The 11,805-nt window shown below is 71.5% G+C and carries 11 protein-coding genes; 2 read left to right on the top strand and 9 right to left on the bottom strand.

Annotated elements, in window-relative coordinates; genetic code table 11:
• Nucleotides 1-75: 75 nt before the first annotated feature.
• Entirely contained in the window at nucleotides 76-1,083 is a 1,008-nt protein-coding gene (locus tag SPRI_RS22455) for a stage II sporulation protein M (RefSeq protein ID WP_053557239.1), read from the bottom strand.
• Between the two features lie 149 nt (nucleotides 1,084-1,232).
• Here SPRI_RS22455 and SPRI_RS22450 point away from each other — a divergent pair, with 149 nt between their 5' ends.
• Nucleotides 1,233-2,177: an RDD family protein gene (locus tag SPRI_RS22450; protein WP_182327665.1), complete on the top strand. Its 945-nt coding sequence runs from the start codon at nucleotides 1,233-1,235 to the stop codon at nucleotides 2,175-2,177.
• A 213-nt stretch (nucleotides 2,178-2,390) separates the two neighbouring features.
• Here SPRI_RS22450 and SPRI_RS22445 read toward each other — a convergent pair whose 3' ends face one another.
• The 8 genes from SPRI_RS22445 to SPRI_RS22410 form a co-directional block, all read right to left on the bottom strand.
• Complete coding sequence (locus SPRI_RS22445) at nucleotides 2,391-3,005, bottom strand: hypothetical protein (RefSeq protein WP_053557237.1); 615 nt, start codon at nucleotides 3,003-3,005, stop codon at nucleotides 2,391-2,393.
• A 156-nt stretch (nucleotides 3,006-3,161) separates the two neighbouring features.
• Nucleotides 3,162-4,619 (bottom strand): adenosylhomocysteinase, encoded by a 1,458-nt coding sequence (ahcY, locus tag SPRI_RS22440; protein ID WP_053557236.1) that lies wholly within the window; start codon nucleotides 4,617-4,619, stop codon nucleotides 3,162-3,164.
• A 562-nt stretch (nucleotides 4,620-5,181) separates the two neighbouring features.
• The gene (locus SPRI_RS22435) at nucleotides 5,182-6,147 is read right to left on the bottom strand and encodes a cation diffusion facilitator family transporter (protein ID WP_053557235.1); all 966 of its coding nucleotides are present in this window, start codon (nucleotides 6,145-6,147) and stop codon (nucleotides 5,182-5,184) included.
• Nucleotides 6,148-6,240: 93 nt separating this feature from the next.
• Complete coding sequence (manA, locus tag SPRI_RS22430) at nucleotides 6,241-7,419, bottom strand: mannose-6-phosphate isomerase, class I (RefSeq protein ID WP_053557234.1); 1,179 nt, start codon at nucleotides 7,417-7,419, stop codon at nucleotides 6,241-6,243.
• Nucleotides 7,420-7,473: 54 nt separating this feature from the next.
• Entirely contained in the window at nucleotides 7,474-8,613 is a 1,140-nt protein-coding gene (locus tag SPRI_RS22425; protein WP_053557233.1) for an SIS domain-containing protein, read from the bottom strand.
• Nucleotides 8,614-8,755: 142 nt separating this feature from the next.
• Complete coding sequence (locus SPRI_RS22420) at nucleotides 8,756-8,938, bottom strand: Trm112 family protein (protein ID WP_053557232.1); 183 nt, start codon at nucleotides 8,936-8,938, stop codon at nucleotides 8,756-8,758.
• 191 nt (nucleotides 8,939-9,129) lie between these two features.
• A complete protein-coding gene (locus SPRI_RS22415; RefSeq protein ID WP_053557231.1) occupies nucleotides 9,130-10,515 on the bottom strand; it encodes a phosphomannomutase/phosphoglucomutase in 1,386 nt (461 codons plus the stop codon).
• Between the two features lie 105 nt (nucleotides 10,516-10,620).
• Complete coding sequence (locus SPRI_RS22410; protein ID WP_053557230.1) at nucleotides 10,621-11,049, bottom strand: DUF3499 domain-containing protein; 429 nt, start codon at nucleotides 11,047-11,049, stop codon at nucleotides 10,621-10,623.
• Nucleotides 11,050-11,322: 273 nt separating this feature from the next.
• On the opposite strand from SPRI_RS22410, the gene SPRI_RS22405 reads away from it, so the two are divergent.
• Entirely contained in the window at nucleotides 11,323-11,751 is a 429-nt protein-coding gene (locus tag SPRI_RS22405) for a metallopeptidase family protein (RefSeq protein WP_078951277.1), read from the top strand.
• Nucleotides 11,752-11,805: the final 54 nt, after the last annotated feature.

Below are 11,805 nucleotides of genomic sequence, written 5' to 3'. Positions count from 1 at the left end.
CTCCCCACAGGTCCCGTGTCAACGGGGTCTGTGGGGCGAAGAGGAGACTAGCAGCTCACAGGGCCCGTACGCACATCAGGCCGCCGTGGGCAGCTCGGCGCTGCGGTCCGCCTCCTCCACGTCCCCGATCTCCCCTGCGCGGGCCGCTCGGCCGCCCAGGATGTAGACGTACGCGAGGAAGGCCAGCTCGGCGACGATGCCGATGGTGATGCGCGCCCATGTCGGTAGTCCGGAGGGGGTGACGAAGCCTTCGATCAGGCCGGACACGAACAGCACGAGTGCCAGGCCGATGGCCATACCGAGCGCCGCCCGGCCCTGCTGGGCGAGCGCGGTGCGGCGGCTCTGCGGTCCGGGGTCGATGACCGTCCAGCCGAGGCGCAGGCCGGTGCCGGCGGCGACGAACACGGCCGTCAGCTCGAGCAGCCCGTGCGGGAGCACCAGACCGAGGAACACGTCGAGCCGGCCGGCGGAGGACATGAGCCCGATACCGACGCCCAGATTCAGCATGTTCAGGAAGAGGATCCAGATGACCGGCAGGCACAGGAAGGCGCCGAGAGTCAGACACATGGCGGCTGCCTGAGCGTTGTTCGTCCAGACCTGGGCGGCGAACGAGGCGGCGGGGTGGCTCGAGTAGTAGGTCTCGTACTCGCCGCCGGGACGCGTGAGCCGACGGAGTTCCTCCGGGGCCCCGATCGCGGACTGGACCTCCGGATGGGCCCCGATCCACCAGCCGATGAGTGCGGCGAGCAGGGTGGAGAGCACCGCTGTCGGTATCCACCAGTGCCGGGAGCGGTAGACGGCGGCGGGAAATCCGGCGGTGAGGAAGTGGACCGCGTCCCTCCAGCTCGACCGCCGGGTGCCCGTGACCACAGCGCGTGCCCGCGCCACGAGCTGGGTGAGTCTGGCGGTCAGTGCCGGTTCGGGAGCGCTGGACTGCACAAGGGAGAGATGAGTGGCCGTGCGCTGGTAGAGGGCGACGAGCTCGTCTGCTTCCGCACCCGTCAGATGACCGCCCCGGCGAAGGAGGTGGTCCAGGCGGTCCCACTCTGCGCGGTGGGCTGTCACGAAGACATCGAGGTCCATGGTCGGCTGCTGCTCCAGGCACTGGGTGCATTGCGTACGGTCCGTACTACTTCACTGCTGCACTACTGCGACACGCTGTCGGTCAGCTTGGCAGACTGGGAGATCAAGGGGCAGGGAAGACCGAAGAACCGCGAAGACAGGGGGCAGCAGTGAGTGGGCTAGTGACGGGGGACGCGGTCGTACTGGGGCTGCAGCCGGCAAGACTGCCGAGCCGGGCGCTCGCCCTCGTGATCGATCTCGCCGTCATCTGGACCGTGTACCTGCTGCTGTCGATCGGTCTGGCGATCGCGACGGCGTCGCTGGACGAGGCCGCTGTCATGGCGGTGTCCATCGCATCGTTCCTGCTCGTCCTGGTCGGTGCGCCGATAGCCGTGGAGACTCTGAGCCATGGGCGTTCCCTGGGAAAGCTGGCCTGCGGACTGCGGGTGGTGCGCGACGACGGCGGGCCGATCCGTTTCCGCCACGCGCTGGTGCGCGGGGCGATGGGCGTGGTGGAGGTCCTCTTCACTTTCGGGGTCATCGCCTGCATCGCCTCGCTGGTGTCGGAGCGGGGCCGGCGAATAGGCGACGTCTTCGCCGGGACCCTCGTCGTGAGGGAGCGGGTCCCGGCCGCCCGCGGTCCGATGGCGTCGCCTCCTCCGCCGCCGTGGCTGGTCGGACGGTTCGCCCAGCTCGACCTGTCGGGAGTGCCGGACGACCTGTGGCTGGCGATACGCCAGTACCTGACCCGGATGAGGCAGCTGGATCCTGCGGTGAGCTGGTCGATGGCGCAGCGGCTGGCCGGTGATCTGGCCGCGCGTACCGGTACGCCTGCGCCGGACGGCGTTCCGCCGGCCGCGTATCTGGCCGCAGTGGTCAACGAGCGGCAGGCCCGTGACGCCCGGCGGGCGTTCACCGCGGCCGCACGCGAAGCCGCCTCCGGGCAGGCCGCCGACGGTCGCGCCGGGGTCCCCGCGCCCCCGATGACCGTCCGCCCGGACGCGCAACCGGCCGCAGCCGCAGCAGGCGGCCCGCCGCCGCCCCGCACGGCGGCGCCGGTTTCGGCGGACACCCCGCCGACTGCGGCGTCCGGCGGGTTCGCCCCTCCCGCCTGAGCGTCTGAGCCCTGTGCGCGCCTGAGCGCCTGAGCCCTGAGCGCTGAGCGCGCCTGGGCCCTGAGCCCCGAGCGCCTGCATCCTGCACGCCTGAACTCTGAAGGCGTGAGCGCCTGAACCCTGAGCAGAGCACCGCGCCCATGCCTTCCCCCACTGCCCGCGGCCCTGCCCCACGCCCCCGCGGTGAAGAAGGCGCCGCCCGGCGAACCGCGTTCAGCGGAAGGTGGAAGGCGGGCTCTCGAGGTCCTCGAGCTCGATCCCCGGCGCCGCGAGAACCACGTCCCCGGCGATGTGGACGGCATGCTGCTCGCCTGTGTCCAGGGCGTTGACCTGGTATTCGTCCACCGTCAGAAGGCCGTTGTCAGTGGTGTGCGCTTCACTCTTCACCAGCGCCCAGGACTGGTCGACGGTCCGGGGCGCCAGTACGGGGTCGGTGAAGGCGAGGAGACGTACGCGGGTGGCGGGGGCGCCTGGTGCGAGGCGCAGCAGACGGGCCGTTGCGACGAGAAAGGCGGGTGAGGTGCCGGTGAAGGCATGGGCGGGGGCGTTGCCTTCACGTGCGTCGGTTCCGGTCGGGTCGGTGCGGACCCAGGTGACGCCGTCGATCGCCGCGCCGCGGACCTGCCAGCTCGCCGCGTGGAGTTCGAGGCGGATGGGGCGGCCCAGCTCGTCGAGCGCGAGGTCGACGGATCCGGCGTCGTCGCCGGAGGGAGTGGTGGTCCGGGAGACGTATCGCCAGCCGGAGGGGCCGGGGGCGCACTGGAAGTGTTCCTCACCGAGGGGGGTGTGGTCGTGCGGATCGTGGAGCGAATAGCGGCCGCGGGGCATGGGGGCGTAGGTGTCCTTGTGCGGTGAGGCGTGAGCCGGAGCCGTGCGAGGAGGGTACGGGGCAGGCCCCCGACACGGGGGTGCGGGGGCCTGCCTGGTACTGCTCTGCGAGTACTGCCTACGGCGCTGCGCTACGCCGTCGTGATCAGTACGTGATCAGTAGCGGTAGTGGTCCGGCTTGTACGGACCCTCGACCTCGACGCCGATGTAGGCGGCCTGCTCCGGGCGCAGGGTGGTCAGCTTGACCCCGAGGGCGTCCAGGTGGAGCCGGGCGACCTTCTCGTCCAGGTGCTTGGGCAGCACGTAGACGTCGGTCGGGTACTCCTGCGGCTTCGTGAACAGCTCGATCTGCGCCAGGGTCTGGTCCGCGAACGAGTTGGACATCACGAAGGAGGGGTGACCGGTCGCGTTGCCCAGGTTCAGCAGACGCCCCTCGGACAGCACGATCAGGACCTTGCCGTCGGGGAACGTCCAGGTGTGGACCTGCGGCTTGACCTCGTCCTTCACCACACCCGGCAGCTGCGCCAGACCGGCCATGTCGATCTCGTTGTCGAAGTGCCCGATGTTGCCCACGATCGCCTGGTGCTTCATCCGGGCCATGTCCGAGGCCATGATGATGTCCTTGTTGCCGGTCGTGGTGATGAAGATGTCCGCGCTCTCCACCACCTCGTCCAGCGTGGTCACCTGGTAGCCGTCCATCGCCGCCTGCAGCGCGCAGATCGGGTCGATCTCCGTGATGATCACCCGCGCGCCCTGACCGCGCAGCGACTCCGCACAGCCCTTGCCCACATCGCCGTAACCGCACACGACCGCCGTCTTGCCGCCGATCAGGACGTCGGTGGCACGGTTGATGCCGTCGATCAACGAGTGCCGGCAACCGTACTTGTTGTCGAACTTCGACTTCGTGACCGCGTCGTTCACATTGATCGCCGGGAACAGCAGCGTGCCGTCACGGTGCATCTCGTAGAGACGGTGCACACCCGTCGTGGTCTCCTCCGTCACACCGCGGATCTCGGACGCCAGCTGCGTCCACTTCTGCGGGTTCTCGGTGAGAGTGCGGTTCAGCAGGCGGAGGATGTGGCTGTACTCCTCGCTGTCCGCGGTGGACGGGTCGGGAGCGGCGCCCGCCTTCTCGAACTCGACGCCCTTGTGGACCAGGAGGGTCGCGTCACCGCCGTCGTCCAGGATCATGTTCGGGCCGCCGGTGGGGGTGTTCGGCCAGGTCAGGGCCTGCTCCGTGCACCACCAGTACTCCTCCAGCGTCTCGCCCTTCCAGGCGAAGACCGGGATGCCCTGCGGGTTCTCGGGAGTGCCGTTCGGGCCGACCGCGATGGCGGCGGCGGCGTGGTCCTGGGTGGAGAAGATGTTGCAGGAGGCCCAGCGGACCTCGGCGCCCAGGGCGGCCAGGGTCTCGATGAGGACCGCGGTCTGCACGGTCATGTGCAGGGAGCCGGTGATGCGCGCGCCGGCGAGCGGCTGGGCTTCGGCGTACTCCTTGCGGATCGACATCAGGCCGGGCATCTCGTGCTCGGCGAGAGTGATCTCCTTGCGGCCGAAGGCGGCGAGGGAAAGGTCGGCGACCTTGAAGTCCTGGCCATTGGCGACAGTCGACATGCGAGCTGCTCCTCGTGGTTCGGGTCGAGGGTGGTTACGGCTGGCTCTGCGGCGGCCAAGGCATACGAATGCCCGGGAGTCCGCAGGACAGTCCGTCGGAGGCCCTCTCTCCCTCGGCCGGTCCGCGCGGGACCGCCCGACCGCCATCAGCAGCGACGTCTGACTGGTTACGAATCTACACCGATCGGCCCAGCCGGCCCCAGCCCGCCCAGGTACGGGTTCCGGCCAGTCTCCCGGGGCCGGAAGGCGGCCGGCCCAAGGATTCCGGGCTTCGGAGCCGGCCGGAATCCTGTGACGGTGCCGGCGTCCCACCGGCGGGCCGGGACCACCCGCACGAGCCGGCGGCGGGGCGAGCGTCAGGAGAACCACGTGACGAGTCCGGCGAGCGGGCGGCGGGCGTGCCGGCTGCCCGCGTCTCCGGTAAGGACAACGCCACACCCGACGGCAAGGCACCCGAACGGCCTGCCAGGTACGGCGCACGGCAAAGGCCCCCGGACCAGCGCCGCCGGCATCGCCGGTGGCACACGGTCCGGGGGCCTTCCCCGTGCGGCGTTCGGCCCGCTCAGTGACCGGAGCCGCCCGGCGACTTGGCGGGGTCGGTGCCCCCGGCGGCGACCGACGCGTCGTAGATGTCCGGCTCGAGGTAGATCACGCGCGCGATCGGCACGGCCGCGCGGATGCGGTCCTCAGCGGCGTTGATGGCCTCCGCCACCTCGTCGGCGGTCTCGTGCTGCTCGACGGCGATCTTCGCGGCGACGAGCAGTTCCTCGGGACCGAGGTGGAGGGTGCGCATGTGGATGATGCGGGTGACGGTCCGGCCGTCGACCGTGGCGGCCTTGATCTTCTCGATGTCGTCCGTGCCCGCGGACTCACCCAGCAGCAGGGACTTGGTCTCCGCGGCGAGCACGATGGCGATCGCGATGAGCAGGACGCCGATGCACAGGGTGCCGATGCCGTCCCAGACGCCGTCGCCCGTGAGCAGCGCGAGGCCGACGCCGCCGAGGGCGAGGATCAGACCGACCAGGGCGCCGAGGTCCTCCAGGAGCACCACAGGAAGCTCGGGCGCCTTGGCCCGGCGCACGAACTGCGTCCAGGTCAGTTTGCCGCGCACCGAGTTGGACTCCTTGATGGCGGTGCGGAACGAGAACGTCTCGGCGATGATCGCGAAGACGAGCACGCCGACCGGCCAGTACCAGGCCTCGATCTCGTGCGGGTGCTTGATCTTCTCGTAGCCCTCGTAGATGGCGAACATGCCACCGACGGAGAACAGCACGATGGAGACGAGGAAGGCATAGATGTAGCGCTCGCGCCCGTACCCGAAGGGGTGTTGCGGGGTCGCCTCCCGCTGGGCCTTCTTGCCGCCGACCAGCAGCAGGCCCTGGTTGCCCGAGTCGGCGAGCGAGTGGACGCTTTCGGCGAGCATCGACGACGAACCACTGAAGAGGAACGCCACGAATTTGGCCACCGCGATTGCGAGGTTCGCGGCGAGTGCTGCCACGATCGCCTTGGTACCGCCTGACGCGCTCATGCTTGCCCGATGTCCCTTCGTACGTACGCCGACCGGTCCTGCGCACGGTCTCGGCGGTGCGCCATTGTCGCAGCAGCGGTCAGCAGTGCCGACTCAGGCCACCACAGTCGCGCGGAAGACGGTGCCGGGACCGCCGTCCGTACCCGAGATCTCCACCTTCTCCCCGGCAGGCACGAACGCCGACTCCCCCGGTCCCAGCCTCAGTTCACCGGCCGTGACGCCGCCTGCGGTGCAGAGCAGGATCTGCGGCGTGGACGCGGTCACGTCGCGCGGCTCCGCGTCGGGCGCGAGCACGTAGCGGGACAGCCGGAACTCGTCGATGGGAGCCTCGTAGACCTCTTCGCCGGAGGGTGACGCCTCGGGGCGCAGCACGGCGGGTTCGGTCGCCTCGAACCGGACGATGCGCAGGAGTTCGGGGACGTCCACGTGTTTGGGGGTGAGACCGCAGCGCAGCACGTTGTCGGAGTTGGCCATGATTTCGACGCCGAGCCCGTCGAGGTAGGCGTGCGGCACACCGGCGCCGAGGAACAGCGCCTCTCCCGGCTGAAGTCGGATGTGGTTGAGCAACATCGCCGCGATGACGCCCGGGTCACCCGGGTAGTGGCGGGCGATCTCGGCGTACGGGGCGTAAGCACCGCCGAGCCGCTCGGCGGCGGCCGCTGCCTCCGCGACACAGGCAGCCATCTCCTGCGGGTCCGCGGTCAGTACGGCGGTGAGCACCTCGCGGAGGGCGGCGTCCTCGGGCCGCGCGTGCAGGAGGTCGACGTACGGCTTGAGGGAGTCGACCTCGAGTCCGGCGAGCAGTTCGGCCGCGGCGGCGGGTGCGCGGAAACCGCAGAGGCCGTCGAACGGCGTGAGCGCGCAGATCAGTTCCGGCTTGTGGTTGGCGTCCTTGTAGTTGCGGTGCGGCGCGTCGATGGGGACCCCGGCGCTCTCCTCCGCGCCGTAGCCGTCCCTGGCCTGGGCGAGATCGGGGTGGACCTGGAGGGAGAGGGGCGAGGCGGCGGCAAGGAGCTTGAGGAGGAAGGGCAGCCGAGGCCCGAACTTGGCGACGGCCGCGTCGCCGAGCTCCCGTTCGGGGGCGGCGGCGATCACGTCGGACAGGGCGCGCTCCGCCTCGCCGCCGCGGGTGACGCGGGACGGTGCCCCCGGGTGTGCTCCCATCCACATCTCGGCCTGCGGCTCGCCGGTGGGAGCGACGCCGAGCAGCTCCGGGATGGCGGTCGTGGACCCCCATGCGTAGGGGCGCACGGTGTTGGCGAGGCGATCCATGGTCTTCCCTGGTCCTTCGTCGGTCGTCGTGGTGCGGGTGCGGCCGTTGTACGTCTACTCGTGCGGATTGTCGGATCCCGCGAGGGCCAGGTACACGGCGGCGAAGTCGGTGACGGCGAGCAGTTCGGCGATCGACTCCAGCTGCGAGCCGTCCTCCGGTTCGAGCTCGCTGACGGCCGTGTCGTGGCCGAGCGCCAGTTCGCGGGCGGCGGGTGCCGCGGTGAGGCCGCCGGCCGGCCGGTCGCGCAGCAGTACGACGCGGGCACGCAGCGCCTGCTGCTCGTCGACCCGGTCGCGGAAGAAGTCGTCCTCGTCGGCGCCCGACGCGAAGTCGCCGGCGAGGAGCACTCCGTGCGCCGGCAGTGCCTCCGGCAGCTCGGCCGCGAGCGCGGGGCGGCCCGCGAGCTCGGCGAGGACCGCGGCGAAGCGGCGGCCCGCCGGGCCGGCGCCCGCGCCTTCCGTCCAGATGAGCGGGAGCCGTTCGGCGAGGTCGGCGGCCAAGGTCTTGGCCGGGTTGCTGTGGGTGGCGATGGCGGGACCGCACCGTTCGGCGGTGCGGTCGAGCCGGTCCGCGACCTTCGCGAGCGTCTCCGGGGGCGCGTCGACCAGCCCGAGGCGGTCGAGGAGCGCGAGGAGGGGCGTGAACAGTGCCCAGAGAGCGCCGGGCGCGGCCGCCTGGGCCTCCTCGTACGCCTCGTACGGGGCGGTGGCCATCGGGACGACCAGTCCGTGGACCCCGTCGACCGCCTCCGAGAGCGGCGAGGTCTGGGGGGCGACGGCGACGACCGTGCAGCCGCGCCGGTACGCCTGCTCGGCGAGCAGCGCGAGACCGGGTTCGCTGCCGTCCGTGGTCGTGAGGAGCAGCAGGTCGAGGGAGCCCGCCCAGCCCGGCAGGGCCCAGCGCAGGGCGCCCGCCGCGTGGGCGACGCCGGTGGGGCGGAGCGGGATGACGGGGGCGGAGGCACCGGCGAGGGCGCCGATCAGGTCCGCGACGCCCAGGGCCGCGGTACCGGGGCCGGCGACGAGGACGGCCCGCGGCCGGCCGTCGGGATCGAGCCGTGCGATGCCTGCTTCGTCCGCGTGCCTGGCGGCAGTGCGCACCCGGGCCCCGGCCTCGGCCGCGCCGCGGAGCAGGCCGCGGCGGTCGGCACGGGCCAAGGCGTCCGGGTCGTCGAGGAGTGACTCGTCGAGCATGGGGGTGGGCCTCCGATCGCCGTACGCGTGCGGGGGGTGTTGTGCGGTTGTCGGGACGCGGCCTCGACGGCGGGTCCCGGTCCTGTCGGGCGCCGTCGTACCGGGCCCGTGGTCCGTCGCACCGCCGTCCGTCGGTGCCGCCTTACGCGGGGCGGCGGGCCTCGTCGACGAGGAGGACGGGGATGCCGTCCCTCACCGGGTAGGCGAGGCCGCAATCCGTGCCGGTGCAGATCAGCTCGGGCGTGTCGGCTGCCGTGCGGTCGTCGAGCGGGGCGTGGCAGGCCGGGCAGGCGAGGATCTGCAGGAGGCCGGCTTCGAGCGGCATGACAGCGGTGTCCCTTCGGCATGTCGCACATCTGACGACGGAGCGGTTGCGCTCGCGCCGGACATGCGCTCACGGTGTGGCGGATCAAGCCTCGTCAGCCTACCGCCGGGGGGCGGGGTGCGGCTTGTTCTGGGGCGGCGTGGGCCGGCGGGCAGGAGTGGGGAGGTCCGTCCCCACCCCTGCCGGTGGGTTCAGGCCCGTACGAGCGCCAGGACCTCGTCGCGGATCTTGGCCATCGTCGCCTCGTCGCGTGCCTCCACGTTGAGCCGCAGCAGCGGTTCCGTGTTCGAGGCGCGCAGGTTGAACCACCAGTCCGCGGTGGTGACCGTCAGCCCGTCGAGCTCGTCGGCCGTGGCGCCCTCGCGGCCGGCGAACGCGGTCTTCACCGCCGCCGCCCGGCCGGCCTGGTCGTCGACCTTGGAGTTGATCTCGCCGGAGGCCGCGTACCGGTCGTACTGCGCGACCAGGTCGGACAGTGTGCCGTCCTGGGAACCCAGCGCCGCGAGGACATGGAGGGCGGCGAGCATGCCCGTGTCGGCGTTCCAGAAGTCGCGGAAGTAGTAGTGCGCCGAGTGCTCGCCGCCGAAGATCGCCCCGGTGCGGGCCATCTCCTCCTTGATGAAGGAGTGCCCGACCCTGGTGCGCACCGGCGTGCCGCCGTTCTCGCGGACCACCTCCGGCACGGACCACGAGGTGATCAGGTTGTGGATGACCGTGCCGCCGGGGTGCTTGGCCAGCTCCCGGGCGGCCACCAGGGCGGTGATCGCGGACGGGGAGACACCCTCGCCCCGCTCGTCCACGACGAAGCAGCGGTCCGCGTCGCCGTCGAAGGCGAGGCCCAGGTCCGCGCCCTCCTCGCGCACGCGGGCCTGGAGGTCGACGATGTTGGCCGGGTCGAGCGGGTTGGCCTCGTGGTTGGGGAAGGTGCCGTCCAGCTCGAAGTACATCGGGACGAGCGTGACGGGGAGCGGGCCGAAGACGGTGGGAACCGTGTGGCCGCCCATGCCGTTGCCCGCGTCCACGACGACCTTCAGGGGACGCATGGCGGACAGGTCGACGAGCGAGAGCAGGTGCTCGGCGTAGTCGGTGAGCGTGTCGCGCTCGGTCACCGTGCCCGGCGTCCCGGCGGGGGCGGGGGCGCCCTCGTCGGACCAGGTCTCCACGAGCCGGCGGATGTCGGCCAGGCCCGTGTCCTGGCCGACGGGCGCGGCACCCGCCCGGCACATCTTGATGCCGTTGTACTGCGCCGGGTTGTGCGAGGCGGTGAACATGGCGCCCGGGAGCCCCATGTGGCCGGACGCGAAGTACAGCTGGTCCGTCGAGCACAGTCCGATGAGGGTGACGTCGGCGCCACGGGCCGCCGCGCCGCGTGCGAAGGCGCCCGACAGGCCGGGCGACGACGGCCGCATGTCGTGGCCGACGACGATCCCGTCCGCGCCCGTCACCTCGACGAAGGCGGCGCCGAACAGTTCGGCGAGCGACTCGTCCCACTGATCCGGCACCACCCCGCGGACGTCGTACGCCTTCACGATCTGCGACAGATCAGCAGCCACGGCCCAACCCCTTCTGAAGTCCATGCGGTCACCTCAAACTACCCTCACGGGGCCGTGGCACGGGGCGCGGACCGCGTCCCGTCGCAAAGCCGTCGTACGGGGCGGGAGCGGGCGGGAGGACCGGTGGGGTCAGGAGTCGGGGGAACGCAGCACCCGCAGGTGGCCGCGGCGCGCGACCTCCATGGGGTCCGCGGAACGCCGGCCGCCCTGGCCGCCCGCTTCCGCCGTGCGTCCCTGGGGCCGTGCCGCCTCGCGCACCGCGTTCGCGAGCGCTTCGAGATCGTCGCCGCTGGGGCGGGCCGGGGCGGAGCCGTCGGTGAGCCGGACGACCTCCCAGCCGCGTGGCGCCGTCAGCCGCTCGCTGTGCTCGGCGCACAGGTCGTAGCAGTGGGGCTCGGCGTAGGTGGCGAGCGGACCGAGGACCGCAGTCGAATCGGCATAGACGTACGTCAGTGTCGCGACGGCAGGGCGGCCGCACGCGGTGCGCGAACAGCGACGTACAGGGCTCACGACGTTGGACGGTACCGCACTCTTGAGCGGGCTGCGACGACTCTCCACCAGGTCACTCCCCCGTGTCGTGGTGTGACTTCGGACATATCGGCTGTTCGGGCAACTGGCCTGACCTGCACGGAGAGAGAACCACACCCGGGACTGCCGGGCACCGCGCGGTCACGAGGTGGAGTGAATCAGATCAATTAAGGCGAGAGGGGCGATCGCGGGAGTCGTGGAATCGGGCTCAACGTTGGCCGAAATGCTCAATCGCCGACAGGCCGGCCGCCCCCGGCCCGGAGACGATCGCCGCGGGCCCCGGAGAGCTACCCTGCGTCAGTGATGGACAGTCCCGTACCCCCCCGACCGGCAGAGCCGAGGCCCCGCCGCCGTGACCGCCACGGAAGAGGCATGCGCGGCCCCGTCGCTCCCCCGCAGGTGCCGCTCTCGGCCAGCCGTGCCGAGACGTTCCGTGACCTGGTCCAGGACTCGGTGGAGCGGCTGGAACGGCACTGGCCGCAGCTGGCCGATGTCGACTTCCTGGTCCTGGAGGTCCCTGGTTCGCCCGACGAGTCGGTGCCCCTGGGAAGTGCCGTCCCGGCCGCCAAGGACCGGCCCGCGCGGATCATGATCTACCGGCGCCCCGTCGAGATCCGGACAAAGAACCGCGACGAACGGGCACTTCTTGTGCACGAAGTGGTCGTCGAGCAGGTCGCGGAGCTGCTAGGGCTGGCGCCGGAGTCGGTCGACCCGCGCTACGGGCAGGACTGACGGCGGGTCCGGGGAGGACCGGCGGGGCGAACGGCGGCCGGGCGCGCCGGCCAC

This window comes from Streptomyces pristinaespiralis (genome assembly GCF_001278075.1).
Taxonomy (GTDB): Bacteria; Actinomycetota; Actinomycetes; order Streptomycetales; family Streptomycetaceae; genus Streptomyces; species Streptomyces pristinaespiralis.
This window is presented reverse-complemented; position numbering and strand designations above follow the sequence as displayed.